Origin of the sequence: Agathobaculum sp. NTUH-O15-33, assembly GCF_033193315.1 — a bacterium.
Taxonomy (GTDB): Bacteria; Bacillota; Clostridia; order Oscillospirales; family Butyricicoccaceae; genus Agathobaculum; species Agathobaculum faecihominis_A.
Genome location: NZ_CP136187.1, coordinates 839,018 through 864,911, shown reverse-complemented (window position 1 = coordinate 864,911; position 25,894 = coordinate 839,018). Strand labels below are relative to the sequence as shown.

General features: G+C 59.6%; 23 protein-coding genes, 1 tRNA gene and 1 pseudogene. 24 read left to right on the top strand and 1 reads right to left on the bottom strand.

All coding sequences use genetic code 11. The features are described from left to right. Positions 1-680: 680 nt before the first annotated feature. The 13 genes and pseudogenes from RWV98_RS04510 (at position 681) to RWV98_RS04450 (ending at position 15,059) form a co-directional block, all read left to right on the top strand. Positions 681-1,382, top strand: coding sequence for a response regulator transcription factor (locus RWV98_RS04510; RefSeq protein WP_317864058.1), 702 nt, complete (start codon positions 681-683; stop codon positions 1,380-1,382). Then, on the top strand, positions 1,383-2,789 hold the full coding sequence (locus tag RWV98_RS04505; RefSeq protein ID WP_317864056.1) for a sensor histidine kinase: 1,407 nt from the start codon (positions 1,383-1,385) through the stop codon (positions 2,787-2,789). It begins immediately after the preceding gene. A 106-nt stretch (positions 2,790-2,895) separates the two neighbouring features. After that, positions 2,896-5,367: an ABC transporter permease gene (locus RWV98_RS04500; protein ID WP_317864055.1), complete on the top strand. Its 2,472-nt coding sequence runs from the start codon at positions 2,896-2,898 to the stop codon at positions 5,365-5,367. Between the two features lie 27 nt (positions 5,368-5,394). Beyond that, complete coding sequence (locus RWV98_RS04495; protein WP_317864053.1) at positions 5,395-6,069, top strand: ABC transporter ATP-binding protein; 675 nt, start codon at positions 5,395-5,397, stop codon at positions 6,067-6,069. 285 nt (positions 6,070-6,354) lie between these two features. Beyond that, positions 6,355-7,552 (top strand): annotated as a pseudogene (locus RWV98_RS04490) (ABC transporter substrate-binding protein). A 182-nt stretch (positions 7,553-7,734) separates the two neighbouring features. Then, positions 7,735-8,616: a branched-chain amino acid ABC transporter permease gene (locus RWV98_RS04485; protein WP_317864051.1), complete on the top strand. Its 882-nt coding sequence runs from the start codon at positions 7,735-7,737 to the stop codon at positions 8,614-8,616. A gap of 12 nt (positions 8,617-8,628) precedes the next feature. Beyond that, positions 8,629-9,705: a branched-chain amino acid ABC transporter permease gene (locus RWV98_RS04480; RefSeq protein WP_317864049.1), complete on the top strand. Its 1,077-nt coding sequence runs from the start codon at positions 8,629-8,631 to the stop codon at positions 9,703-9,705. Position 9,706: 1 nt separating this feature from the next. Next, positions 9,707-10,465, top strand: a complete 759-nt coding sequence (locus tag RWV98_RS04475) for an ABC transporter ATP-binding protein (protein ID WP_280961259.1) — start codon at positions 9,707-9,709, stop codon at positions 10,463-10,465. Between the two features lie 15 nt (positions 10,466-10,480). Further along, positions 10,481-11,188, top strand: coding sequence for an ABC transporter ATP-binding protein (locus RWV98_RS04470; protein ID WP_280961258.1), 708 nt, complete (start codon positions 10,481-10,483; stop codon positions 11,186-11,188). Positions 11,189-11,201: 13 nt separating this feature from the next. Continuing rightward, complete coding sequence (locus tag RWV98_RS04465; RefSeq protein WP_280961257.1) at positions 11,202-11,834, top strand: cytidylate kinase-like family protein; 633 nt, start codon at positions 11,202-11,204, stop codon at positions 11,832-11,834. Positions 11,835-12,206: 372 nt separating this feature from the next. Continuing rightward, the gene (locus RWV98_RS04460; RefSeq protein WP_317864046.1) at positions 12,207-13,769 is read left to right on the top strand and encodes a helicase HerA-like domain-containing protein; all 1,563 of its coding nucleotides are present in this window, start codon (positions 12,207-12,209) and stop codon (positions 13,767-13,769) included. 103 nt (positions 13,770-13,872) lie between these two features. After that, positions 13,873-13,962 (top strand) — tRNA-Ser (locus RWV98_RS04455). Between the two features lie 236 nt (positions 13,963-14,198). Continuing rightward, a complete protein-coding gene (locus RWV98_RS04450) occupies positions 14,199-15,059 on the top strand; it encodes an eCIS core domain-containing protein (RefSeq protein WP_317864044.1) in 861 nt (286 codons plus the stop codon). Positions 15,060-15,266: 207 nt separating this feature from the next. On the opposite strand, the gene RWV98_RS04445 is transcribed toward RWV98_RS04450, so the two are convergent. Continuing rightward, positions 15,267-16,154 carry a LysR family transcriptional regulator gene (locus tag RWV98_RS04445; RefSeq protein ID WP_317864042.1) on the bottom strand — a complete coding sequence of 296 codons (888 nt, stop codon included), beginning with the start codon at positions 16,152-16,154 and terminating at the stop codon, positions 15,267-15,269. Between the two features lie 133 nt (positions 16,155-16,287). On the opposite strand from RWV98_RS04445, the gene RWV98_RS04440 reads away from it, so the two are divergent. Genes RWV98_RS04440 through RWV98_RS04390 form a run of 11 tightly spaced genes read left to right on the top strand, consistent with a single transcriptional unit; the run spans position 16,288 to position 25,872 of the window. Then, positions 16,288-16,518, top strand: a complete 231-nt coding sequence (locus RWV98_RS04440; protein ID WP_280961253.1) for a hypothetical protein — start codon at positions 16,288-16,290, stop codon at positions 16,516-16,518. A 29-nt stretch (positions 16,519-16,547) separates the two neighbouring features. Further along, positions 16,548-17,039, top strand: a complete 492-nt coding sequence (locus tag RWV98_RS04435) for a cyclophilin-like fold protein (protein WP_317864040.1) — start codon at positions 16,548-16,550, stop codon at positions 17,037-17,039. A 37-nt stretch (positions 17,040-17,076) separates the two neighbouring features. Continuing rightward, positions 17,077-17,940 carry a DUF3737 family protein gene (locus tag RWV98_RS04430; RefSeq protein ID WP_280961251.1) on the top strand — a complete coding sequence of 288 codons (864 nt, stop codon included), beginning with the start codon at positions 17,077-17,079 and terminating at the stop codon, positions 17,938-17,940. Between the two features lie 19 nt (positions 17,941-17,959). Continuing rightward, positions 17,960-18,571, top strand: coding sequence for a LysE family translocator (locus tag RWV98_RS04425; RefSeq protein ID WP_317864038.1), 612 nt, complete (start codon positions 17,960-17,962; stop codon positions 18,569-18,571). A 14-nt stretch (positions 18,572-18,585) separates the two neighbouring features. Then, complete coding sequence (locus RWV98_RS04420) at positions 18,586-19,671, top strand: C45 family peptidase (protein WP_317864036.1); 1,086 nt, start codon at positions 18,586-18,588, stop codon at positions 19,669-19,671. A gap of 13 nt (positions 19,672-19,684) precedes the next feature. After that, complete coding sequence (locus tag RWV98_RS04415; protein WP_317864034.1) at positions 19,685-21,052, top strand: phenylacetate--CoA ligase family protein; 1,368 nt, start codon at positions 19,685-19,687, stop codon at positions 21,050-21,052. After that, positions 21,049-21,798: an ABC transporter ATP-binding protein gene (locus RWV98_RS04410; protein ID WP_317864032.1), complete on the top strand. Its 750-nt coding sequence runs from the start codon at positions 21,049-21,051 to the stop codon at positions 21,796-21,798. The genes RWV98_RS04415 and RWV98_RS04410 overlap by 4 nt, the downstream gene beginning before the upstream one ends. 14 nt (positions 21,799-21,812) lie before the next feature. Next, positions 21,813-24,161: an ABC transporter permease gene (locus tag RWV98_RS04405; RefSeq protein ID WP_317864030.1), complete on the top strand. Its 2,349-nt coding sequence runs from the start codon at positions 21,813-21,815 to the stop codon at positions 24,159-24,161. Between the two features lie 41 nt (positions 24,162-24,202). Next, a complete protein-coding gene (locus RWV98_RS04400) occupies positions 24,203-24,775 on the top strand; it encodes a cyclophilin-like fold protein (protein WP_317864028.1) in 573 nt (190 codons plus the stop codon). A gap of 6 nt (positions 24,776-24,781) precedes the next feature. After that, positions 24,782-25,333 (top strand): sugar O-acetyltransferase, encoded by a 552-nt coding sequence (locus tag RWV98_RS04395; protein ID WP_317864027.1) that lies wholly within the window; start codon positions 24,782-24,784, stop codon positions 25,331-25,333. Continuing rightward, complete coding sequence (locus tag RWV98_RS04390; RefSeq protein WP_280961188.1) at positions 25,330-25,872, top strand: flavodoxin family protein; 543 nt, start codon at positions 25,330-25,332, stop codon at positions 25,870-25,872. Before RWV98_RS04395 ends, RWV98_RS04390 begins: the two co-directional genes overlap by 4 nt. Positions 25,873-25,894: the final 22 nt, after the last annotated feature.

Sequence of the window (25,894 nt, the reverse complement as noted above, 5' to 3'; positions counted from 1 at the left end):
CCTGACCGCCGCACGATTCTTCGGTCAATCGCTTTTTTACGTCCTTTTCTACTTACATCACCTTATTGTAATTTTACAATAAAGAATGCGTTAATATAAGCACGTACTGTTCATCAATATTAGCAATATGATAAACAATAGTTACTTTATCAGTGTTCACAATCATCATGTACGGAGGGATAACAACGCATATAACCGCCGCGCATTAAATTGTGAGCGCAGCGAACCACCGGCCAAACGGAGCGCCGGGATACGTGGGCGCGCAAAGCAGGCCGGTCCGGCCGAGCGAAGGCAGCTTTCTACTGAATCCCTAGGCACCCGGCACAGCACCACAATACGTCATACAGAAACAAAGGGGCGGCACGCGCCGCCCCGGCCAGAAGACAGGGAAAGAGTGGAAGTCAAGAGGGCGAGGAAACCGCAAGGTGTCCGCTCCCTCTTGCCCTTGCAGCGGGCGCCGCAGCGTCCCTCGCGGCTACCGCCGCGCATTAAATTGTGAGCAAAGCGAACCCCCGATTTCGGCAGCAACCGCGCGTTCGCGCGAGATCCTTCGCTCCGCTCAGAATGACAAACATATAAACTGAATGACATTGGTGCGGTCACTCCGCCCACTTGTTTTTCGGCGGCCAAGCCCCTATAATGAGGGGTACAGAACAGCGCGCGGAAAGCGAGGGAAACGCATGGACGGCAAAATTTTATTGGTGGACGATGAAAAGGATATCGCGGACCTGATCGAAGAGGTGCTGCGGCAGGACGGCTTTCGGCAGATCGAGCGGGCCTATACCGGGCGGGACGCCCTGCGCGTCTGCCGCGCGTTTCAGCCCGACGCCGTGCTGCTCGACATCATGCTGCCGGATATGGACGGGCTTGAGGTATGCCGGCAAATTCGGACGTTTTCCTATTGCTCCATCCTGTTCGTATCCTCTAAAAACGACGATATCGATAAAATACTCGGCCTTTCCTGCGGCGGCGACGATTATATCGTCAAGCCGTTCAGCCCGCGCGAGGTCGCGTTCCGCGTCAAGGCGCAGCTGCGCCGCCAGCAGTATCAAACCGGCGCGCGACCGGGTCAGGCGGCTTTGACGGTGGGGTCGCTTTCGCTCGACCGGGACGGCGGCCGGGCCTTTAAAGCGGGCCAAGAGCTTGCGCTGACCGGGCGGGAATTTCTGCTTCTGTCCTATTTGATGGAAAACGCGGGCAAGATCATCAGCAAGGAACGGCTATATGAGCAGGTCTGGGGCGAGTACAGCAGCGTTTGCGACAACACTATCATGGTTCACATCCGGCATCTGCGTGAAAAGATCGAGGATATCCCCTCCCGTCCCCAGCTTTTGACCACCGTCAAGGGACTGGGCTACCGACTTCGGAAGGAGGGGACTTAAATGCAGCGCGCCGGTTACCGCACCACGCTCCATATTTATTTGATCTTTCTCTTTTCGCTGCTCGGCACAATCCTTGCCGCCGCCGTTTTGTTTTTTCTGCTGATCACCGTGCACGGGCCGGACGACGCCGCCATGCGAACCGACCGACCGCAAGCCCTGACCGAGGAATTTCAGCAGCAGCTTCTTTTTATCGACGGACAGCCGCGGGTCAGTCAGGCGGGCGTCGAGCTGCTGCGGGATTACCGTATCGGCCTGCAAGTGCTCGACCGCACCGGCCGCGAGGTGCTTTGCTACCGAAAGCCCGAGAGCGCCCCGGCCGCCTATTCCGACGCGGCGCTGTTGCAGCTTTTCCAAACGGGACGGCTAACGGAGGACGACAGCACCGCTTTTGTGGGCACGGCCTCGCACGAGGGGACGGAATACACCTATTTGCTTTACTTTCCCCTATCCATCGCCAAGGTCACCATGTATTTGAGCGGAGCGCGGTTCACGGGCGGCAAGGCGCTGCTGCTCGCCCTTGCCGCCGTGCTGTTTTGCGCCGTGCTGCTTTCGGGCGCGGTATATGGTTTTTGGACGGCCGGAACGATCAAGCGGCTCACCGCCTCGGTGCAGGAGATCGCGTTCCGCCGCTACCTTGCCCAGCCGCCTACCGGCGCGTTTCGCGAGTTGACCGAAAGCCTGAACGCGCTGGATGCGGAAATTCGCGCGAGCGACCGGGCGCGGGCGCAAACGGAACGAACGCGCGAGGAATGGATTGCAAACATCACCCACGATCTTAAAACGCCGCTTTCGCCCATCAAGGGCTATGCGGAGCTTATGCGGGAGGACCGCGCCACGCCGGAGCAAATCAGGCGGTATGCGGCCGTTACGCTGAAAAACGCCGCGTATATGGAAGCCCTGATCGACGATCTGAAGCTGACCTATCAGCTTCAAAACGACATGCTGTCCGTAGACCGGCAAGAGCAGGATATCGTTCGCTTTCTAAAGGAGTTGGCGATCGATATTCTGAACGACCCGGCTTATGAGGGCCGCGTGATCCGCTTTTCCAGCGACGCGGAGCGTCTTATGGTGCCGTTCGATCAAACGCTTCTGACCAGAGCGTTCCGCAACCTGATCATCAACGCCTTTGTGCACGGAACGGCCGACACCGAGGTAGAACTGCACGTCGCCGCCTCACGCATCACGGTGGCCGACAATGGGCCGGGCATGAACGAGGCCGAAACAGAACGACTGTTCGACCGGTATTACCGGGGCGCGGACACCGGCCAAAAGCCCGAGGGCACGGGGCTGGGGCTTGCGATCTCCAAAAGCATCATCGAGCTGCATGGCGGCGTCCTTGCGGTTTCCAGCGTTCCCGGTGCGGGCACCATTTTTCAGATCGATTTTCCCCTCGTTAAGGTTAATTAAGGTTCGCTGAAGCACGATTTAAGACCGGCGGTTTATCATAAAGATCATGATAAACCGCCGGTCTTTTTCTGTGTTGTGGGTACCGGCGGAGAAAGAAGGCGGACCCATGAAAATTTTATTTCATTATTTGCTTATGAACGTGAAGGAACGAAAAGCGCGAACGGCGGTGATGCTGCTCTCCATTCTGCTTTCCGCGACGCTTCTGTTCGTATCCCTGTCCGTAGGCGCGTCCTATGAAAGCGCGCAGAAAAAAATGGCGCGGGGCATGGCGGGCAGCACCACCCTATCCGTGACCGCCGGGACGGGCTGGATCGATCCCGCCGCCCTGCCTTCCCTGCCCGAGACCGGCGCTAACGTCGGCATGCTCAAGGGCGCGGCGCTTTACCACGAAGAGGGCTATTATGAATCAATCGATCTGGTCGCGGCCGATCTGACAAAGCTGGAACAGATCAATCCGCCGCGCCTTGTGAACGGCGGCGCCCTTTCGGACTTTTCCGGCGGCCGGATCGTGCTGCCCGACCGGTTCACCGAGAAATACGGCATCAAACAGGGCGATACGGTCGCCCTGCAAATCGGCGGCCGGTCCATGCGTTTTTCCGTCGCCGCGATCGCCGCGTATGATACTGTTTTTCTGCGGCACACCCGGGGCGCGACCGCCCTGCTGCCCCGTTCCACGTTGGCCGGTATCCTTGGCGCGGGCGAGGAATACAGCGAAATCCTGCTCGCGCCCGCCAAGGGCGTGACCACCGGCGAGCTAAAGCAAGCGCTGTCAGCCGCGCTGCCGGAGGGATATTCCATTGCCGAGGTCGTCAACGAAACGCAGATTGCAGCCGACGCGCGGCAAAAATCCATGCCCTTTTTCCTGATCAGCTTTTTTTCGCTGACCATGAGCGTGTTCATCATTTACAGCAGCTACAAGGTCATTACGCTCGACCGTTTGCCCGTGATCGGCACGTTTCGCAGCATCGGCGCGACGCAGAAGGCGGTCACCCGCCTTCTGCTGGCCGAAAGCGCGCTTTACGGCGGCATCGGCGGCTTGCTCGCGCTGCCGGTTGGTCTTGTGGCGCTGCGGCTTCTTTTGCGGGGCATGGGCCGGTCGCTGGCGCAGGGTATTGCCATACCGATCGTACTAACGCCGTACAGCGTGCTGCTGCCCCTTGCCGTGGCGCTCGGCGTATCGCTGCTCAGCGCGCTGCTGCCCGTGCGCAGGGCCAGCCGCCTGCCCATCAAGGCGGTCGTGCTGGGCACGGTGGAGCAAAAGCCGCCGGGCAGGCGTTTGGCTTTTGGCTGCGGCGCGGCGCTGCTTGCGCTTTCCCTTTTTCTGCCCCGCGCCGCGCCGAACCGTTTGCTTTACCCGGCGGGCGGCCTGTCGCTGCTGGGCCTGATCGCGGCCGCGATCTTGCTAATCCCGCTGCTGATGAACCTGCTTTCCGCACTTTTACAGCAGCCGCTGGGCCTTCTTTTCGGGAACGAAGGCCGGCTCGCCGCCCGCAACCTACGGGATGATCCGAACGCCGCGCAAAATATCACGCTGCTGTTTATCAGCCTTTCCGCTGTCATTGCGATCACGGTCGTCGGCAATTTTGTGACGGACTACGTCAGCGACGTGTTTCGCGGCGCGGCCTTGCAGGGCTTCGCGGACGGACAGATGGATCAGGCGTTCGTCGATCAGGTGAAGGACATGGAGGGCATCGAAACGGTGCTGCCCCTTTCCGTATGGAACGATGGGGTGCGGGCGAACGGCGTGCCTCTTTCCCGGCTGGAAGCAACCGACGATGTGGATTCATACAGCGGCATGCTGGCGCTGCATTACAAGGAACCGGACGGCAAGGCGCAAGCCGTGTCCGCGTTTGCCGCGGGCCGCGCCGTTTTGCTAAGCGAAAGCTTTATGGAGCGGCTGGGCGTCGCCGTTGGCGACACCCTTACGCTGTCCGTGCAAACGAATCGGCAGAGCTACCGGGTGGCCGATAGCTTTCGGTCGCGCGCGACCGATGTGGAAGCGATCATCCCCTCGGCCTGCGCGAACGCGGATTTCGGGGATATAGGCTATGGCTTCCTCGCCTACACCGCCGCCGACCCGGACGCGATCATGGTGCAGCTGCGCAGCCTGTTCGGCGATACCGAAAACTGGAGCCGCACGGTTGCGGAATTTAACGCGGACGCGCAAAACACGGTGGGTACATTTTTGCGGCCTATGCATGGCATGACCTATTTGATCCTGCTGCTTGCGGCGGTGGGCGTGGTGAACAATCTGCTGATCGGCTTTCTGCAAAAACGGCGCGCCGTCGCGATGTACCGGGCGGTTGGGCTTAGCCTGCGCCAAAATGTGAAAATGACGCTGATCGAAGGGCTTTGCACCGGCCTGACCGGCGCGCTGCTCGCCATTCTCGTATCTTATCTGGAAATACAAACGATCTTTCTTGTGGCGGGCCCCAAAATAACGGCCGCGCCGACGCTTGACGCTTTGACGTTTCTTTCCGCAGGCGCGCTGGGCGTTGCGATCACGCTGGCAGGCTCCGCCGTGCCCATCCGAAAGGCGCGGCGCATGGCGCTGGCGCAGCAGATTCGCTTTGAATAAGGCCAAACGGTATGGAGGTTTTTTATCATGAAACAAATAGCCCTAGAAGCCCGGCATCTCGTCAAAACATTTCGCCTTGGCGATACGGAAACGGACGCGCTGAAGGATGTTTCCCTGCGGGTAGCAAAAGGGGAGTTTGTATCCATCATGGGGCCGTCGGGTTCCGGCAAAAGCACGCTGCTTTACATCCTCGGCGGGCTGGATACGCCGACGAGCGGCCATGTCCTACTGGACGGCGCCGACATTTCCCGCTTGGACGATGATAAAATGAGCCGACTGCGGCGGCAAAAGATCGGTTTTGTCTTTCAGTTCTACAACCTGATCCCCAACCTGAACGTGGAGGAAAACGTTTTGCTCCCCCTGCTGCTGGACGGTAAAAGGGCGGCGGACTACCGCAAGCGGCTGGACGATATGCTGGCGCTTGTCGGCCTGTCCGACCGGCGCGGACACACGCCCCGCGAGCTATCCGGCGGCCAGCAGCAGCGCGTGGCCATCGCCCGCGCCCTGATCGGCGCGCCCGAAATCCTGTTCGCGGACGAACCGACCGGCAATCTGGACAGCGAGACCGGCGACGAGATCATGCGCCTGCTGCGGCAGGTAAACCGCGAAACCGGCCAAACGGTCATCATGGTGACGCACTCGCCGGAGGCCGCGAAAAGCAGCACCCGGGTGCTTACCGTAAGGGACGGCGCCCTCGTCTGACGGCCCCCTGCCGGTCGTTTTGCAGTGCATCTTTCTTTTTGCAAGAGCGTGCTTGCAAAGCTGCATCATTCCTTGCAAGGTGGACAAGTGTTTTCGGTAAGAACACACAAAAGCGGTGCATTCTCTGAAATGATAATCAGCGGTTTCTATGAATTTACTCAAGAGAAGAAAAAAAAGATACAAAAACAAACAAAAGGTAGTATAATAAGAAAATAATCCGAGACCTCTTAGCGGTTGCATTTCATAGGGGGCGGGGAGATTATATCGTAAAGGAGAAGATTCACCATGAAGAAGACACTAAGCATGCTCTTGGCCGGCGCGATGCTGGCATCGGTGCTCAGCGGTTGCGGCGGCGATGCTGGCAAGCAGGGCGACGCCGACAAGACGCCGGACGCCGATAACGGCGGCGCGAGCACGTCCGCCGCGGCGTTCAAGATCGGCGGCACCGGCCCGTTAACCGGCGATAACGCCATTTACGGCAACGCTGCCAAGAACGGCGCGCAGATCGCGGTAGACGAGATCAACGCCGAGGGCGGCGCGATCCAGTTTGAACTGGAAGTATGAGGACGACGAGTCCGACCCGGCAAAGGCTGAAAACGCATATAACGCCCTGAAGGACTGGGGCCTGCAGCTTTCTCTCGGCACGGTCACCTCGACGCCGGGCGCTGCCACCAACGTTCTGCACAACGAGGACCGCATCTTTGCGCTGACCCCGTCGGCTTCGTCTCCGGACGTGACCGCGGGTGTGGACAACGTGTACCAGATGTGCTTTGCCGACCCGAACCAAGGCACGGCTTCCGCACAGTACATTGTGGATCAGAAGCTTGGCTCCAAGATCGGCGTCATTTATCAGAACGACAACAACTACTCGCAGGGCGTGTATAACACCTTCAAGACCAAGGCGGACGAGCTCGGTCTGGAGATTGTTTCGGCCACGACCTTCACCAAGGACAGCTCGAACGATTTCTCCGTGCAGCTCGGCGAAGCCAAGGCCGCGGGCGCGGATCTGTTGTTCCTGCCCATCTACTACCAGCCGGCTTCCCTGATCCTCAAGCAGGCGAACGACACGGGCTTCGCACCCAAGGTATTCGGCATTGACGGCATGGACGGCATTCTGACGCTTGAAGGCTTCGACACCTCGCTTGCCGAAGGCGTTATGCTGCTGACCCCGTTCAACGCGGATGCGGAGGACGAGCGCACCAAGAAGTTCGTTGAAACCTACAAGACCCAGTTCGGCGACGTGCCGAACCAGTTCGCAGCGGATGCGTACGACTGCATTTACGCCTACAAGGCGGCCCTTGAAGCGGCCGGCTGCACGGCGGACATGAGCGCGCAGGATCTCTGCGAGAAGATGGTTGCGACCTTCCCGACGATCACGTTCGACGGCCTGACCGGCGAAGGCGTGACTTGGGATGAGACCGGCGCTGTATCCAAGAGCCCGAAGGGCATGGTCATCCAGAACGGCGCTTACGTCGGCATGTAATTTAAAGCAAGTCTCAATGAAGAGCAAGGGAGGGCGCCGTTATATCGTGACGACGGTCCCTCCTTTGCCCTTTTTTGCATTCCGCCCCGTTTATGGGGTGGGGCGGCGGCTTGGCGCGTGCGGCGAACCGTCGCCCCGCTCCACAAGAAATGAGAAATAAAAGATGTGAGGTGTTCCTACCCATGACCTTCCTGTCCTATTTGATCAGCGGGATCAGTCTCGGCAGCGTGTATGCGATCATCGCGCTTGGCTACACCATGGTATACGGCATTGCCAAAATGCTGAACTTCGCCCACGGCGACGTTATCATGATCGGCGCGTACATGTCGTTCTGCGCCACGGCGTACTGGGGCCTGACCCCGCTGGTATCCGTGCTGCTTGCCATCGCGGTGTGCACGGTGCTCGGCGTGGTAATCGAGGGGTTGGCGTATAAGCCTTTGCGGCAGGCTTCGTCCCTCGCCGTGCTGATCACCGCCATCGGCGTATCCTATTTTCTGCAAAACGCGGCCCTCAAGATCTGGGGCGCGAATCCCAAAACCTTTACCTCGGTCGTCGGCAGCCACACGTTCAAGCTGTTTGGCGGCGAGCTGTCCATCACAATGACGACGGTGGTCACCGTCGCGGCGTGCATCATCATCATGGTCGGCCTGACCCTTTTTACGACCAAGACCAAGATCGGCACCGCCATGCGCGCGGTGTCCGAGGACAAGGGCGCGGCCCAGCTGATGGGCATTAACGTCAACACGACGATCTCGATCACCTTCGCCATCGGCTCGGGCCTTGCGGCGGTCGCGGGCGTGTTGCTCTGCTCGGCCTACCCCACCCTGATGCCGACCACCGGCGCGATGCCCGGCATCAAAGCGTTCACGGCGGCGGTATTCGGCGGCATCGGCTCAATCCCGGGCGCAATGCTCGGCGGCGTCCTGCTCGGCCTGATCGAGATCTTCTCCAAGGCGTACATATCCACGCAGCTGTCGGACGCGATCGTATTCGCGGTGCTGATCATCGTGCTGATCATCAAGCCGGACGGCCTGCTTGGCAAGCGCCGCAGTGAAAAAGTGTAAGGGGGCGCGAAGATGAAACTGAAAAGTTTGAAACGGTCGACGCGCACCGGCCTTTTGTGCTACGGCACTGTGCTCGCGGCCTTTATCGTCATTCAGATCATGCTGTCGGCGGGCAGCATCTCCAGCTCGCTCAAAGGTCAGCTCGTGCCGATCTGCGCCTATGTCGCCATGGCGGTCTCGCTCAATCTGACGGTCGGCGTGCTGGGCGAATTATCGCTCGGCCACGCGGGCTTCATGTCGGTCGGCGCGTTTTCGGGCGCGGTCGTCGCGGCCAGCCTTGCGGAGGCGATTCCGTTCGCGCCCGTGCGGCTCGCGATCGCCATGGTGTGCGGCGGCCTGTTCGCCGCGGTCGCGGGCGTGATCGTCGGCGTGCCGGTGCTGCGCCTCAAGGGCGACTATCTCGCCATCGTCACGCTGGCGTTCGGCGAGATCATCAAAAACATGGTCAACGTCCTGTACATCGGCATGGACGGGGGCGGCCTGCATTTCAGCCTGCTTGAGCAGCGCTTCACGCTTGCCGAGGGCGGCAAGATGATCGTCAACGGACCGATGGGCCTGAGCGGCAACCAGAAGCTTTCCTCGTTTATTTCGGGCATCGTGCTCGTGCTGATCACGCTGTTCGTCGTTTTGAACCTGATCCATTCGCGCGCGGGACGCGCGATCATGGCCGTGCGCGACAACCGCATCGCCGCCGAATCGGTGGGCGTATCCGCCACGCGCTACAAGCTGCTCGCCTTTGTCATATCGGCGGCGCTGGCCGGTATGGCGGGCGTGCTGTTCGCCATGAACTACACCAAGGTATCGGCGACGCAATTCGATTTTAACGCGTCCATCCTCATTCTGGTGTTCGTCGTACTCGGCGGACTGGGCAACATCTGGGGCTCGATCATCGCGGCGGCGCTCTTGACCGTACTGCCCGAGGTGCTGCGCGCGGTGAACGATTGGCGCATGCTGATCTACGCGATCCTGCTGATCGCGATGATGCTGTTCAACAATTCGGGCTTCAAGCGCCGCCTTGCGGAAAAGCGCGGGCTGAAGCAGATGGAAAAGATCGAAAAAGCCGGTATGGCCGGAAAGGGGGGCGCGTGATATGCCGATGCTGGAAGTGACCGAACTGGGTATTTCGTTCGGCGGCCTGCGCGCCGTGGATGAGCTTTCCATGTCGATCGAAAAGGGCGGCCTTGTCGGCCTGATCGGCCCGAACGGCGCGGGCAAAACGACCGTGTTCAACATGCTGACCGGCGTGTACCGGCCGACCGACGGCGGTATCCGGCTGGACGGGAAAAACCTAATCGGCAAGAAACCGCACGAGATTTGTAAAATGGGCGTGGCGCGCACGTTCCAAAATATCCGCCTGTTTCAGGAGCTGACCGTGTTGGACAACGTCAAGGTCGGCCTGCACAACCAAATGACCTATACGCTCGGCGAAAGTGTGTTCCACCTCGGCTCCTACCGCAAAAAGGAGCGCGCGATGGACCTGCGCGCGCTCGAAATCCTCAGCGTGTTCGATCTGGACGGCATGGCCGATTTTAAGGCGGCCAACCTGCCCTACGGCAAACAGCGCAAGCTGGAGATCGCCCGCGCGCTCGCGACCGAGCCCAAGCTGCTGCTGCTCGACGAGCCGGCCGCCGGTATGAACCCGAACGAGACCGCGGAGCTGATGGACACCATCCGTCTGGTGCGCGATAAGTTCGATGTGACCATTCTGCTGATCGAGCACGATATGAAGCTGGTTTCCGGCATCTGCGAATACATTTACGTTTTGAACTTCGGCCGCGAGCTCGCGCAGGGCGCGCCCGCCGAGGTACTGCGCGATCCCGAGGTCGTCACGGCCTATCTGGGCGAATAAGGGAGGAACGAGATTATGGCAATGCTGGAAGTCCGGGATTTAAACGTTTATTACGGCCTGATCCACGCGCTCCGCGACGTTTCCTTCGAGGTGAACGAGGGCGAGGTCGTCGCGCTGATCGGCGCGAACGGCGCGGGCAAAACGACCACGCTGCACACCGTTACCGGCCTGCTGCCGTCTAAAAGCGGCTCGGTCGTGTTTGAGGGCAAGGAGATCGCCAAAAAGCCGGGGCACGAGATCGTGCGGCTCGGCATGAGCCACGTGCCCGAGGGCCGCCGTGTGTTCGCGGGGCTTACTGTGTATGAAAACCTGAAAATGGGCGCGTACACCCGCCCGAAAAGCGAGGTCGCCGCGTCGCTCGCCGACGTATACCAACGCTTCCCCCGTTTGGAGGAACGCAAGCACCAGTTCGCGGGCACGCTGTCCGGCGGCGAGCAGCAGATGCTCGCCATGGGGCGCGCGCTGATGAGCCGCCCCCGCCTGCTGCTGCTGGACGAACCGTCCATGGGCCTGTCGCCGTTGTTCGTCAGCGAGATCTTCAAGATCATCGAAGAGGTCTCGAAGGCGGGCACGACCGTGCTGCTGGTCGAGCAGAACGCGAACAAGGCGCTGTCCATCGCGGACCGCGCCTACGTGCTGGAGACCGGCCACATCGTCAAGTCGGGCGACGCAAAGGCCCTGCTGGACGACGAAGATATCAAAAAAGCCTATTTGGGAGAATAAGGGGGAACACGCGATGAACGGAAAGCACATCATCACCATTGCCCGGCAGTATGGCTCGGGCGGCAAAACAGTCGGCCAGCTGCTCGCAAAGCGGCTGGGCATCCCCTGCTATAACCGCGAGATCATCACCATGGCCTCCGAGGACAGCGGCATTAACGCCGTGCTGTTTTCGGATGAACGCCTGAAACCCGACCTGCTCTCCCGCCTGCGCAGCCGTTACCAGAGCCGCGGCGGCAAGCCGGTCAGCCCCGAGCAGTCCGGCTTCACCGCGGAGGACAACCTGTTTGAATATCAGGCGAAGATCATCCGCCAGCTCGCGGACAAGGGGCCCTGCGTCATGATCGGCCGCTGCGCGGACTATGTGCTGCAAGGCCGCGACGACGTGACGCGCGTGTTCGTCCACGCGACCGCTGATTTTTGTTTGCAGGAGGCCATGAAGGTCGATTCGCTGCCCGAACGCGAGGTCAAAAAGAAGATCGCCGAGGTGGACGCCTACCGCGCCGCTTATTACAAGCGCTACACCGGTCAGGAATGGATGGACGCCCGCAATTACGATCTTTCCCTCAACTCTTCTGTGCTGGGCTTTGACGGCACGGTAGAGGCCATCGTCGCCTACCTCGCGGTACGCGACCAGTTCTCCAAATAAAATCTTAACGCCCGGCCATTTACACACGGCCGGGCGCTGAGACTGTCAAAAATAGTTTTTGACAGTCTTCGATCGAAACAAAGCCCCATTTCGATCGAGTATTCCGGCTTCTGTGCGCGCCTTACAGGCACACTTGAAGTCGGTTTGTATCAAAACCGAGATACATGCTCCCGGTTTTGATGGATTTTGTCGCAAGCGGCAAAATCCTATTTGATACACGCTGCGGCGTGAGGACTTATTCGGCTAACTATGCGCCCGGCCATTCACACATGGCCGGGCGCTTTTTCACATAAATTTTCCTTGTACGGAAATATTCGACAAACCGCTGAAAACGTGCTAAACTGGGCCTATATTGAACGACGGAGGGATGTTATGTACACCGATGGAAAGCTGTGGATCGCGCAGAGCGACCGGAACATTTGCCTGCTCCCCCAAATGGCCAACCGGCACGGACTGGTCGCCGGCGCGACCGGCACCGGCAAGACGGTCACGCTCAAGGTGCTTGCCGAATCGTTTTCCGATCTGGGCGTTCCGGTCTTTTTAGCCGATGTCAAGGGCGATGTTTCCGGCATGGCCGCGCCTGGCGTGGACAGCGAGGGCATGCAAAAACGCATTGCCAAGTTTGGCCTTGATCAAACGGGCTTTGCCTACCGCGGCTATCCCGTGCAGTTTTGGGATGTCTATCAGGAAAAGGGGCATCCGGTGCGCGCGACCGTTTCCGAAATGGGCCCGATGCTGCTTTCCCGCATCATGGATCTGAACGATACGCAGGAGGGCGTTTTAGATATCGTGTTCCGCGTGGCGGACGATCAGGGCTTGCTGCTGCTTGACCTGAAGGACCTGAAAGCCATGGTGCAGTATGTCGGCGACCACGCCGCGGAGCTGAAAAGCGAATACGGCGCCATCCCCACGCCCTCCATCGGCGCGATCACGCGCCAGCTGCTGAATTTAGAGGACGCGGGCGGCGGCGTGTTCTTCGGCGAGCCCGCGCTCGATCTTGCCGACTGGATGCGGTGCGACGGCGAGGGGCACGGCTATATTAACATTCTGCACTGCGCCAAGCTGTTTTTGAATCCCAAGCTGTACTCCACTTTTTTGCTGTGGATGCTGTCCGAACTGTTCGAGCGTCTGCCCGAGATCGGCGACATGGACAAACCCAAAATGGTCTTTTTCTTCGATGAAGCCCACCTGCTGTTTCGGGATACGCCCGCGCCGCTGCTTGAAAAGATCGAGCAGGTCGTGCGGCTGATCCGCTCCAAGGGCGTGGGTATTTATTTTATCACGCAAAGCCCGACCGACGTGCCGGACACCGTGCTAGCCCAGCTCGGCAACCGCATCCAGCACGCGCTGCGCGCTTATTCGCCGAGCGAGCAAAAGGCCGTCAAGGTAGCGGCCGAGACCTTCCGCGCAAACCCCGCGTTTCAAACGGCGAAGGTCATCACAGAGCTGGGCACGGGCGAAGCGCTTATCTCCTTTTTGGACGAGGAGGGCCGTCCCTCCATCGTCGAGCAGGCGCGCATCCTGCCGCCGCAAAGCCTGATGGCCGCGCTGGACGACGCAAAGCGCGCGGTGCTCATGCAGCAAAGCCCCATGGGCGCGAAATACGATCAGGCTATCGACCGCGAATCCGCCTATGAAAAGCTGAGCCAAAAGGTGCAGTGCGCGGCAGCGGAGGAGGAAAAGGCCAAACTGAAAGAGGAAGCGCTGAAGGCAGCCAAGGCGGAGCTGGCCGCCGAAGCCAAGGCCCGAAAGGAGCAGGACGCCTACGACCGTCAGCTGGCCCGCGAGCAGGCCGCGGCCGACCGCGAAGCCGCGCGGGAAGCGCGGGAGCGCGCCAAGATGATCAACAAGGTCGCGGGAACCGCGCTGAACACGCTGGGCCGCGAGGTTTCCAAATCCCTTACGCGCGGCCTGATGGGCCTGCTGCGGCGCTGACCCATGGCGAAAAAATGCACATATTTTTCTAAAAACGCTTGACGGCGGCCACTGAATGCGATATAATGTATTTCGTCCTCTGCGAGAGCAGATCGGCCGCTTTGGAGAGTTGGCTGAGTGGTCGAAGGCGCACGATTGGAAATCGTGTGTGCGTGATGAGCGCACCCAGGTTCAAATCCCTGACTCTCCGCCATAAAGTGTTGAAACCGTTTGGTTTCAGCACTTTTTGTTTGTTTAATGCCGAAAATGGTTTTGTGAATAATTGTATTGCTGTGAGGCATCAATACAAAAACGGTCCATGATATATAAAAAATGCGCAGACCCTGTCAATCGGGTCTGCGTATTTTTTCTTATAACCCCAATTTTGATTGTCTTTTGCCAATTTATGATATATAGTAGAGATACGATATAGGCGGAAGGAGGGCTATCATGTTTGCAGCCGCTAAAGAGTCAATGACCGAGTCTGCCCAGAAAAAGCCCATGCAAAATTTAACCGGCATACCGGCCCCTATCAAACAGCGCTTTGAAACTGCTTCCGGATTTTCGCTGGATGATGTACGCGTGCATTACAATTCGGACAAGCCCAGACGGATCGGCGCCTTGGCTTATACGCAGGGCACGCAGGTGCATATCGGCCCCGGGCAGCAGCGCTATCTGACGCATGAGCTGGGCCACGTGGTACAACAAAAAGCCGGATTCGTTCGCGCCAACGCCACAGTTCACGGTATGCCGCTTAACTGCGATCCACAATTAGAACGGGCCGCCAGCCACACCCCCACACATCATGCAAACACGCGGACCAGCCAAGTGATTCAGCGGGCAATGGATTGGGATAAGTTCTTTGCAGCCTTCGCCCTTGCAGGAAAATGGCTCGATGCTGCCGCCATCAATCTATTGAATCCGGGTGCGCAAGCGGTTTTTCATAATGCGAAAATCAGATACACAGAGAAAATCGGTTATCACATTATTGGGAGCGTCTCAAAGGCTTATAACACTGTCCAACAAATTTTATCAAGCCACATACGCGGCGCATTGGCATGGGTCAATCCGACAATTAACACCATAATCAATATTTCCGAGGACCACGTTGCGGACGATCCGACAGAAGACGTGGCGACGACCATTCTACACGAACTATCCCATTACGATACAAGCTTGGGAACAGACGATATCGCCTATATGTATACGATGAAGGAATTTGAGGAAAACATCCACGGCCTAACTTATGGCACCGCAGCGTTGAATGCGGATTCGATTGCTTTCCTGATCCGGGCTTTGGCGCAGTTATAACGTATTGCGCCTAAAAGCGGCGCTCCTCATCCAATGATGATCGTATAAACAGCCCCAGATTGTGCAGACAGCACAATCTGGGGCTGTTTATTTTGACGGCCGCAGAGGCTTTACTTTCTCTCAGCTGGATCGCCGTCGTACGCACATGGTTTATGCCTATTCGCGGTGGGCGCCTGCCGCATTCGGTTCGCCAAACGGCAGGATCCGTCAGACGCGATTTCCCAGAAATTTTGCCTGCAAATGCTCTAAAAATTTTTCCGTCGCTTTGGAGAATACCTGATACTTTTTCCAAACCACATCCAGCCCGACTTCCAGCCGTGGTTCCAGCGGACGAAAGCATAGGCTGCTGCCGGAGGTGTTGATCAGCCTGTCCAGCGTGAGCGCATAGCCCACGCCCTCCGCCACCATGCGGGAAGCGTTATAAACCAAGTTGTAGGTCGCCACAATATCGAGCGATTCCGGGTCGCGCCGCAGCCAGCTCGCCAAATCGTTTTTGACCATGGACTGCCGCGAAATCAGCAGGGGCACTTCCCAAAGGTCCTCCGGCCGGATGGATTCCCGCGCGGCCAACGGACTGTCCCGACGCATCAGCACGCCCCAGGTGTCGGTCGCCGGCAGCTTGATGCAATCATACTTCTTCATATCAAACGGTTCGATCAAAATACCAAAATCCAAAAGGCCTTTGTCCAGCCGTTCGGTCACATCGTCGGCATTGCCGCTGTGCAGATGATAGCGTATCTGGGGATAAAGCGCCTGTAATTCTTTCGCGGTCTGCGCGATCAGGCGCACCGCGTCGGTTTCGCCGCTGCCGATACAGATATCGCCGGCGATCTCCTCCGCCGGCTGGCGAAATTCGGATTCGGTCTTTTCGACCAGTTCGATGATTTCCCCCGCCCGCTTACGCAGCAGCAAGCCGTCCTCTGTCAGCGAGATCTTGCGGCTGCCACGGACGAATAGCTTTTTGCCCAGCTCCGCTTCCAGATCCATGAGCTGGCGCGACAGGGTCGGCTGGGTCAGGTGCAGATATTCGGCCGCGCCCGATATGCTCTCCTCCCGCGCCACCGCGAGAAAATACCGCAGTACACGTACTTCCATTCATCGCTCCCCTCCCTTCCCTGCTATCATAACGCCACAATTCATGCTCGTCAAGCATGAATTATCATTCAATATAGGTATTTGCTATCAGTCTTACCCCACGGTATAATAGCACTATAAAGGGGCGGACACAATGGACGAGAAAAAGAAACAGGACGCTATCATGCAAAATCTAAAGGACGCGGGCTGTTCGGATGATTTTGCGGCGCGCTTTTTGGGGGCGTCCACGCAGGGCGACCGGCTTTGGCTGCTATCCTGCCAGCGCTGCCGTCAGTTGGCGCGCGTACATGACGAACAGCAAAAACTCGACCGGTTGGATTATTTGCGGTACCAAATGCAAAAACCGAAAAAGAACGATCAATAGCTTTTGTTTTTAGGAAGGAGAATCACGCAATGCACCATTTTCTTGCCACACTGACGATACTCTTGGCCATAACCGGCTGCGGGGGAGCAGACACGGCGGCGCCGGAAGCGCCACCGACCAGCGCAACGGAGCCTGCCGAAACGCAAGCCGCGAACGAGCCCGAAAGCGCTTTGACCGCCATCACGCTTACAATCGGCAGTCAAAGCTTTGCGGCTACCTTGATCGACACTGACGCGGCGCAGGCGCTGACCGAACAATTCCCCCTCACCCTGCCGATGTCCGAAATGAACGGCAACGAAAAATACTTTTACTTAGACGGCAGCCTGCCCACCGATCCCGAAACGCCCGGCCAGATCGCCGCCGGCGATATCCTGCTGTACGGCGGCGACTGCTTGGTGCTGTTTTACGAAAGCTTACAAAGCACCTACCAATACACGCGCCTTGGCAGCGTGGATGACCCGGCGGGGTTGGCGGAAGCGCTCGGCGCGGGCGACGCGACCGTCGTTTGGGCGCTCGCCTGATCCCACACAAGCTTACGGAAGAAAGGAAACCGACACCATGAAAAACAAAATCGAACAGCAGCTACTCACCGGCGAGCGCGCCCTGTTCCAAGGCCGCGATCTCGCGATCTATTATTCCACCTTTGCCGACGGCGAATCGCCGCTGAAGGAGAGCCGCAACATCAACTTATATCACAGCCTGTTTCAGTGGAAATATCCGCTGTGGTACAGCAAGGATATCGTGCTGCAAAACTGCACGCTGTTTGAAATGGCGCGCGCCGGTATCTGGTATACCGAGAATATCGCGCTTACCGACTGCGTGGTGGACGCGCCGAAGAATTTTCGCCGCTCATCCGGTATTACGCTGAAAAACGTCACGTTTTCAAACGCCGGCGAAACCCTATGGAATTGCAGCCGCATCCGCATGGAACATGTGACCGCGCGCGGCGACTACTTTGCCATGAACAGCTCGGATATTGAGATCGACGGTTTTACCCTGACCGGCAACTATTCGTTCGACGGCGCGAAAAACGTTGTGATACGAAACGCGCGCATGCTGTCCAAGGACGCGTTTTGGAACTGTGAAAACGTGACCGTGTATGATTCTTTTATCTCCGGCCAATATCTGGGCTGGAACGCCAAAAACGTGACGTTTGTGGGCTGCACCATCGAAAGTGAGCAGGGCATGTGCTATATGGACAACATCGTCCTGCAAGATTGCCGCCTGCTGAACACCGATCTGGCTTTTGAATACGCGACCGTGGACGCGACGATCTTAAACAGCGTCGACAGTGTGAAAAACCCGATCGCCGGACGGATCGCCGCCCGGCAGATCAAAGAGCTGATCTTTGACGACCCGCAGATCAAACGCGAAAAAACCGCGATCACCCTTGCCGTACAGCCGCAGGATTTAGCCGGGTGAACGAGAGGAGGTCGGCCCATTGCCGGAAAGCTATTTGCTGAAAGGGCTGCTGGTTGGTCTGGTGTTCGGCGTGCCTGCCGGGGCGATCGGCGCATTGACCATCGGGCGCACGCTGGCGCACGGTTTTCGCGCTGGGCTGGCGACCGGGCTGGGTTCGTCAGCGGCGGACAGCCTGTATGCCTTGATCGGCGTATGCGGCCTGACCGCGGTATCCGATTTTCTGCTTGCGCATCAGACCGGTATGTGCATGGCGGGCTGCGTTCTCCTCGCCGCGTGCGGCGTGCGGATGCTGGCCGCCAAGGAACCGGTACCGGCGGCGACTGACCGGCAGGCCCGCCTGCCCTTGTGTTTTGGCTCCTCGTTTGTGCTCGCCCTTGCCAATCCGGCGACCATCCTCTCCTTTCTGGTTGCGTTCGCCGCGTTCGGCATCACCGGACGTTTGACGCCGGGCCAAGGCGCGCAGCTGATCGCGGGCGTTCTGATCGGCACGGGCGGATGGTGGGCGCTGCTGTCCGGCCTTGTAGCCGCGTTCCGCGGCCGTGTCACAAAGAACATGCATCGCAAGCTGAATCAGGTATTGGGCGGGCTGATGATTTTATTGGGCGCGATCCTATGGATCCGCAACGTTTGACCGAAGGAGGTCCTATGCATAGAAAACTATCCATTATAAAAAAGACCGCCGTGCTCGCGCTGGCTTTGCTGACCGGCTGCGGGCCCGCTCGTGTACCGGAGCGCAGCGTTGGCGGCGCGGCGCCGGCACTGACGGTAATCTCCCCCACGCAGGCGCAGGTACAGCTGGAGGACGGTCTGTCCGTCGTCGGCTATCAGGGCGATTACGGCTTTTCGCGGTTTTTAGAGCAGGGCGGCGCGTCGAGCGACGCGCAGGTCATGGATTATTTGAGCGAGGCGCTGCTGGACGGCGACGGCCCAACGCTTCAGACGGGTGGGTTTGGCTGTAGCACGCTGTCAGTCCCGGGTACGGACGGCGGCGCGCTGTTTGGCCGCAACTTCGACTGGGAGGCCTGCGACGCTTTGATCGTCAGCGCAACGCCGCATGAAGGGTACGCATCGGTCTCCACCGTGAACTTGAGTTTTTTGAGCAGCGCGGGCATCCCGCTGCGCCTGCTGCCGGAGCAAGCGGTCACGACCGCCGCCGTTTACGCGCCGCTTGACGGCATGAATGAAAAAGGACTGTGCGCGGCGGTGCTGATGATCGAGGACGCGGACACCATCGACCAGAACACCGGCAAGCCCGGCATCACGACCACCACCGCCATCCGGCTGCTGCTTGATCGGGCCGCCACCGTGGACGAGGCGCTCGCCCTGCTGGCGCAGTACGATATGCATGCCTCGATGGATATGATGGTGCATTTCGCCATTGCGGACGCCGCCGGAAGATCGGCTGCGGTAGAGTATGTGAATAACGAGATGGTCGTGACCGAAACGCCTGTGCTGACCAACTTTTATCTGGCCGAAGGGGAAAAACACGGGATCGGTAGCGCCGAGTCGCATACCCGCTATGAAATGCTGCTGGACGCGCTTGCCGAAGCCCCGCAAATGACGATGGACGGCGTGCGCGACGCGATGGACAGCGTCAGCAAGGACGGCTTTAACGAATTCGCCTCCACCGAATGGACGGTTGTGTATGACCAGAACGCGGGAGAACTGCGGTATTTCCACCGCGAAAACTATGCGGGCGGATATGTGCTGACCGTTCCCTCCGCCGGCTGAAAGGAGCGTATCCATGAACTACCCCGGTTTGCTGCGGCAGTTTTTCCGTTTACGCGCCAATACGAAAAAGACAAGGGCCCAAATAACAGCCCTACAGGACTTACGGCTGCGAACGCTGCTTGCGTATGCATGGGACCATTCCGACTGGCACCGCGCCCGCTTCGAGCAGGCCGGTATCGCCCGCGGCCAGCTTTCCTCCCTGCCGCTCGCCGCCTTCCCCACCATGAGCAAGCGCGATTTGCTGACGCATTTTGACGAAATCGTCACCGTGCCGGGTCTTCGGCAAGACGACCTGCGCCGCTTTGATGAAAATGATCCGTTGGGCGAACGGTCGCTTGCGGGCGGGTACCATGTGGTGCATTCCTCGGGCAGCACGGGAACCCCCGGTTATTTTGTGTACGACAATGCCGCGTGGGAGCAAATGCTGCTCGGCATCATCCGGGGCGCGCTGTGGAACATGGGCGCGGGGGACATTTTACGCCTGCTGCTCGGCGGGCCGCGTATCCTCTATCTTGCCGCGACCGGCGGCCGCTATGGCGGGGCCATGGCGGTGGGCGACGGCGCGGCCGGGCTGCGCGCCGCGCAGCTGCATCTCGACGTCAACACGCCGCTTGCCGAATGGGACCGGCGCATACGGGCGTTTCGCCCCAACATCATCATCGGTTACCCCTCCGCGGTCAAGATCTTGGGCGAACAGCTCACGCGGGGCGCGGCGAAGTACGAAATCCGCCGCGTGATATGCTGCGGCGAGCCGCTCGCGCCCGGTCTCCGTCTGTATTTGGAAAACGCGTTTGGCTGCGATGTGGTGAATTTTTACGGCGCGAGCGAATCGCTGGCGCTCGGCGTGGAGACCGGAAATGTGGACGGCATGGTTTTGTTCGACGATATGAACGTGATAGAAATTGAGAATGGAGAAATGTACCTGACCTCGCTGTACAACTATGCGCAGCCGCTGATCCGCTACCGCGTTTCAGACCGGCTGACGCTGCGCGAGCCCGCGCCGGACGATCCCTATCCCTTTACCCGCGCGGACTTGGTTCTGGGGCGCTGCGAGGACCTGCTTTGGTTCGACGACGGCGCGGGCGGCAGGGAATTTTTGCACCCGCTATCGGTCGAGGGCTTCTGCATCGAAGGCCTGCGGGATTATCAGTTCCGCCAGACCGGCGCGGGCAGCTTTGAACTGCTGGCGGAAGCCGCGGAGGGCTGCCGCACGGCCGTTGGAAACGAACTGGGCAGGCAGATGGCGCAAATTTTATGCGAAAAGCGTCTGGCGCACGTGGCATTCGAGATCCGATTCGTGGACCGGATTTTGCCCGACCCGCGCACGGGCAAGAAAAAACTGATTCTGACCGGACCGGCTGAAAAGGAGAAACGCGCATGAACAAGGTATTGCTTTCCGGCAAAAGGCTGGTCAAACGATTTTCCGACCGGGCCGAGCCGGTACTCGGTGGGATCGACGTGGAGATCTTGGAAGGCGATTTCACCGTTGTCATGGGGTCGTCCGGCGCGGGAAAATCCACGCTGCTCTACACGCTCAGCGGTATGGATCGATTGAGCGGCGGACAGGTATTTTATAAGGGCAAAGAGATCACCCGCCTGCGCGAAAAGCAAATGGCGCGGCTGCGCGCTGATGAATTTGGATTCGTATTCCAACAGACGCATTTGGTCGGTAATTTGACGCTGCTGGAAAACGTTGCGGTCGCGGGTTATCTGCATCCCAAGCAGGCGGGAACACAAAAACGCGCGCACGACCTGCTGCGCCGCATGGGCGTTGCGGAAGCGGAAAACCGCTTACCCAGCGAGGTGTCGGGCGGCGAAGCCCAGCGGGCCGCGATCGCCCGGGCCATGATCGGCCGTCCGGGCCTGCTTTTCGCGGACGAACCGACCGGCGCGCTGGGTCGGCGCAGCACCGACGAAGTGCTGGACCTGCTCACCGCGCTGAACCGCGAGGGGCAAAGCCTCTTGATGGTCACGCACGAATTGCGGGCGGCGGCCCGTGGCAACCGGCTGCTGTATCTGGAGGACGGCAAGGTGCTGGACGAGCTTCGGCTGGCCGCTTATGCGCCGGACCAAGCCAAGCAGCGAGAAGCGCAGATCAGCGAATGGCTGACCGCGCTGAACTGGTAAGGCGGTGTGTCAACATGGCGTTTATCACCTTGCTGCGTGCCGGACTCAAACGGCATAAGCGCGTGCTCGCGGGACTTTTTATCCTGCTGCTGCTTGTTTCCCTGTGTCTGAACACCGTGCTGTCCGTCTGGACGGGTGCGGGAAACTATGTACGCGAAGAAATGAAACGGCTGGGCTTTGGCGATCTTACCGCATGGGTGTCCGGCGCGCCGGACATCCACGCGCTGGCGCAGGAGCTTGCCGCCCTCCCCGAGGTGGGGCAAGTAAACGTGCAGCCCTTGCTCTTCGCGGACTACCGCATCGGGGCGCAGCAATCGGACAGCGAAGGGCAGCTGCTCGCCTATGACCCGGCGCGATACCCTTATCACCTCTATACCACGGGCCTTGACGGCTTTCAGTCCGACCCGGCGGCGCCCGCACCCGGCGAGGTTTATGTTTCCCCCGCGCTCGTTTCCATGTTCGGCGCCGCCATCGGAGACGAAATCTCGTTTCCGGTGACCCGGCAGGGCGTGGAAAAGACGTTTACCATCAAGGGCTATTTTGAGGACCCCTTTATGGGCAGCTCCATGATCGGTATGAAAAGCTTTCTGATCAGCCGACAGGACTATCAGGAAGTGACGGCGCTCGCGGCTGACGCCGGGATTGACGCGCTTGCCCGCGGCGGAGCGATGTACCATATTACCCAAGCGGATAAGACAGCTTCGGCCGCCGCGCTGAACGCCGCGCTGAACGAGCGCACCAGTTTGCCGCGGTACGCGGAATCCACGCATTCCGCCGCGTCGATCGCGGGCTTTATGCTGATCCTGCAAAACGCGTTCGCCGGTTTTCTGCTGGCCTTTGTCACCGTGCTGCTCGCGGTCTCCATGGTCGTGCTCGCGCACAGTACCGGCAGCGCCATGGAGCAGGATACGGCAAGCATCGGTATTTTGAAAGCAATCGGCTTTACCGGCGGCGGACTGCGCCGGGTGCAGCTGGCGCAGTATTTGCTTCCCTCCCTGTGCGGCTTGGCGCTCGGCCTTTTGGGCGCTATCCCACTGGCCGGCGCGGCCAGCCGCATGACGGTGACGACCACCGGCCTGTTGCTGCCCGCCGCCATGCCGCTCGGGCTTTGCGCCGTCGCGCTGACTGGCATAGCGCTGCTGCTTTGCGCGCTCATTTGGCGCAAAACGGCTGTCATTCTGCGCATTGCTCCGCTACGCGCCATACGCGGCGGCGCAGCGCCAAACGCGGAAAAGCCGCGCTTTCTGCCGCTCCGGCAAAAGGGCCTTGCCTTCTGGATGGCGCTGCGCCAGCTCACCAGCGGCAAAAAGCAGTATGGGGCCGCCTGCCTCGCGGCGCTGCTTCTGGTATTCTTTTGCTCCATGATGGGGCGGATGAACAGCTGGCTGGGGCCAAACGGCGAGGGCATGATGGATGCGTTCAATCCAGCTGATCTGGATCTCGCCGTGCAGTCCTTGGGCGAAGTCGGCCGGGAGGAGATCGAGTCGGTGATCGCCCGGTACAGCGCGATTTCCGGCCGGTACGAGCTGGCCATGCCCACGGTCGCTGTAAACGGCATGGACTTCACCGCGAATGTCATCACCGCGCCGGAGCGTTTTCATTTGCTGGCAGGGCGAACCAGCGCATCTGAAAACGAGGTGGTGCTGACGGAATTTGCGGCAGCCGACCTGAACGTCAAAATCGGCGGTACAGTCACGCTTTCCGCCGGTGCGGGCAGCGGCACGTTTACAGTGTCCGGCATTTACCAGTGCGCCAACGATATGGGCGCGAACATCGGCCTGAGCCGAGCGGGATACGCCCGCATTGGGCGCGACACGCCGGACATGTGGTGCACCCATTATTTTTTGACCGAACCAAACCGGCGAAACGCGGCCGCGCAAGCGCTGGAAACGGCCTTTGGGCACAACGTGCATGTGCACCAAAACACGTGGCCGGGCCTTGCCGGTATTCTATCGGCCATGCGCGCGCTGCTCCTCGTGATGACGGCGCTTACGGCGCTCTTCATTTTTGTGACCGTTGCGATGACCGGCGGACGGCTGCTGCGCCGGGAGCAGAACGATCTGTGCCTCTACCGGGCGCTGGGGTTTTCCGTCAGCCGCCTGCGCCTGTCGTTCGCTCTGCGCTTCGGCGTGACAAGCATGCTCGGCGCCGGGCTTGGCGTTGCGCTGAGCGGGATACTGACCGACCCGCTCGTGGCGGCGGCCATGCGGCTCGCCGGGATCAGCAGCTTCGCTTCACGGCCGGCGCTCGGCGGCGTCCTGCTGCCCGCGCTGTTTGTGATCCTGCTGTTTACCGGCTTTTCCTATCTGGCCGCTGGAAAGATACAAAAGGCGGAGCTGACCGCTCTGGTGGCGGAAACATGACCGCTTACGATGCGCCCGGTGCGGCGCGGGAAGGAAAACTTATGAGAAGAAAACGCTTATCCATACTGCCGGCTATCCTGCTGGCGACGATCGCGCTGCTGACCGGCTGCGGCCGGAACAACACGGAAAACACGGCAGACGCCGCCGCTCCCGGCGAAACGGTGACCCAGCCCGCCGATACCGGCGGCGAACCTGCCGCGGCGCCGACCGCGCTCACAGTCCGCTTTGGCGACGACGGCGCGCCCTTTACCATGCAGCTGGAGGACAACGAGACCGCCGCCGCGATCGCGGGCTATGTGGGCACGGCCGCTTGGCGGCTACCCATTTACCACTATGACGACTTTGAAAACTGGGAGGTCATGCAGTATTACGACATCCCCAGCCGGTATGAGGTACCCGCCGCGCCCACTGACGTTTCATCCGAAAAAGCGGGCGAGGTGTATTACGCCGAGCCGGGCCGCATCGTGCTGTTTTATCAGGACGCGGAGGTCGCGGGGGAGTACACCAAAATCGGTACGTTTGCGGTTACCGATGAATTCCAGACCGCGGTCACGGAAAATCCCGTGCTGGAGGGCTGGGGCAATAAGATCGTCCACATCAGCGCGGAGGAGTAAAAGAGGATGGAGAATCAAGAGATCGCTTTAGGGTTGCAGAACCCGGCCGTTATGCGCGCCGCAAGCGAGCGCGCGCTTCGGCTGACACAGGAACTGAACGGGGCCTACCACGAACCGGAAAAGGTGCGGGCGCTTTTCTTCGCGTTGATCGGCCAACCGGAGGACGATAGCTTTTGCCTGTTCCCGCCCTTCTACACCGATTACGGCAAAAATATCCGTGTCGGCAAAAACGTATTCATCAACACCGGCTGCCGCTTTCAGGATCAGGGCGGCATCGTGATCGGCGATAACGCGCTGATCGGACATAACGTGGTGCTGGCGACGCTCAACCACGAGGAAGACCCGGCGCGGCGGCATATCATGCGCCCCGCGCCGATCGTAATCGGTCAATCCGTCTGGATCGGCGCAAACGCGACCGTTGTTCCCGGCGTGACCATTGGCGACGGCGCGATCGTCGCGGCGGGCGCGGTGGTCACCAAGGACGTGCCGCCGCGTACTGTTGTAGGCGGCGTGCCCGCCCGTATCATGAAAAAAATCAAAACGGAGGAAACAATATGAGTAAGAAAGTTCTGGTCGTTTGCACCAGCCCGCGCATTGACGGTAATTCGGAAACGCTGGCAAATGAATTCCTGCGCGGCGCGAGGGACGCGGGACACGAAACGGAAAAGGTGTGCCTGTATGACAAAACGATCGGTTTTTGCCGGGGCTGTCTGGCGTGCCAAAAGACGCGGCGCTGCGTGATCCGGGACGACGCAAACGAGATCGTGGAAAAGATGCGGCAGGCGGAAGTCATCGCCTTCGCCACGCCGATCTATTTTTACGAAATGTGCGGGCAGATGAAAACGCTGCTCGACCGCTCCAATCCGCTTTTTCCGGGCGAGTACGCGTTTCGGGATATCTACTTGTTGGCCACGGCGGCGGACAGCGACAATAGCGCGACGGACGGCGCTGTGCAAGGGTTGGAGGGCTGGATTTCCTGCTTTGAAAGCGCGAAACTCGCCGGTGTGGCGCGCGGCTGCGGCGCGGACGGCATGGGACAAATCAAGAATTTTCCCGCCGCGCTCGAATCTGCGTACCGGATGGGAAAAACCGTTTAAGAGAGGGGCGCTGCCGCATGAA

Excerpts from the sequence above, each read along its gene's own strand:
- RWV98_RS04510 (WP_317864058.1), top strand. The coding sequence starts at position 681 with ATGGACGGCAAAATTTTATTGGTGGACGATGAAAAGGATATCGCGGAC.
- RWV98_RS04505 (WP_317864056.1), top strand. The coding sequence starts at position 1,383 with ATGCAGCGCGCCGGTTACCGCACCACGCTCCATATTTATTTGATCTTT.
- RWV98_RS04500 (WP_317864055.1), top strand. The coding sequence starts at position 2,896 with ATGAAAATTTTATTTCATTATTTGCTTATGAACGTGAAGGAACGAAAA.
- RWV98_RS04495 (WP_317864053.1), top strand. The coding sequence starts at position 5,395 with ATGAAACAAATAGCCCTAGAAGCCCGGCATCTCGTCAAAACATTTCGC.
- RWV98_RS04485 (WP_317864051.1), top strand. The coding sequence starts at position 7,735 with ATGACCTTCCTGTCCTATTTGATCAGCGGGATCAGTCTCGGCAGCGTG.
- RWV98_RS04480 (WP_317864049.1), top strand. The coding sequence starts at position 8,629 with ATGAAACTGAAAAGTTTGAAACGGTCGACGCGCACCGGCCTTTTGTGC.
- RWV98_RS04475 (WP_280961259.1), top strand. The coding sequence starts at position 9,707 with ATGCCGATGCTGGAAGTGACCGAACTGGGTATTTCGTTCGGCGGCCTG.
- RWV98_RS04470 (WP_280961258.1), top strand. The coding sequence starts at position 10,481 with ATGGCAATGCTGGAAGTCCGGGATTTAAACGTTTATTACGGCCTGATC.
- RWV98_RS04465 (WP_280961257.1), top strand. The coding sequence starts at position 11,202 with ATGAACGGAAAGCACATCATCACCATTGCCCGGCAGTATGGCTCGGGC.
- RWV98_RS04460 (WP_317864046.1), top strand. The coding sequence starts at position 12,207 with ATGTACACCGATGGAAAGCTGTGGATCGCGCAGAGCGACCGGAACATT.
- RWV98_RS04450 (WP_317864044.1), top strand. The coding sequence starts at position 14,199 with ATGTTTGCAGCCGCTAAAGAGTCAATGACCGAGTCTGCCCAGAAAAAG.
- RWV98_RS04445 (WP_317864042.1), bottom strand. The coding sequence starts at position 16,154 with ATGGAAGTACGTGTACTGCGGTATTTTCTCGCGGTGGCGCGGGAGGAG.
- RWV98_RS04440 (WP_280961253.1), top strand. The coding sequence starts at position 16,288 with ATGGACGAGAAAAAGAAACAGGACGCTATCATGCAAAATCTAAAGGAC.
- RWV98_RS04435 (WP_317864040.1), top strand. The coding sequence starts at position 16,548 with ATGCACCATTTTCTTGCCACACTGACGATACTCTTGGCCATAACCGGC.
- RWV98_RS04430 (WP_280961251.1), top strand. The coding sequence starts at position 17,077 with ATGAAAAACAAAATCGAACAGCAGCTACTCACCGGCGAGCGCGCCCTG.
- RWV98_RS04420 (WP_317864036.1), top strand. The coding sequence starts at position 18,586 with ATGCATAGAAAACTATCCATTATAAAAAAGACCGCCGTGCTCGCGCTG.
- RWV98_RS04415 (WP_317864034.1), top strand. The coding sequence starts at position 19,685 with ATGAACTACCCCGGTTTGCTGCGGCAGTTTTTCCGTTTACGCGCCAAT.
- RWV98_RS04410 (WP_317864032.1), top strand. The coding sequence starts at position 21,049 with ATGAACAAGGTATTGCTTTCCGGCAAAAGGCTGGTCAAACGATTTTCC.
- RWV98_RS04405 (WP_317864030.1), top strand. The coding sequence starts at position 21,813 with ATGGCGTTTATCACCTTGCTGCGTGCCGGACTCAAACGGCATAAGCGC.
- RWV98_RS04400 (WP_317864028.1), top strand. The coding sequence starts at position 24,203 with ATGAGAAGAAAACGCTTATCCATACTGCCGGCTATCCTGCTGGCGACG.
- RWV98_RS04395 (WP_317864027.1), top strand. The coding sequence starts at position 24,782 with ATGGAGAATCAAGAGATCGCTTTAGGGTTGCAGAACCCGGCCGTTATG.
- RWV98_RS04390 (WP_280961188.1), top strand. The coding sequence starts at position 25,330 with ATGAGTAAGAAAGTTCTGGTCGTTTGCACCAGCCCGCGCATTGACGGT.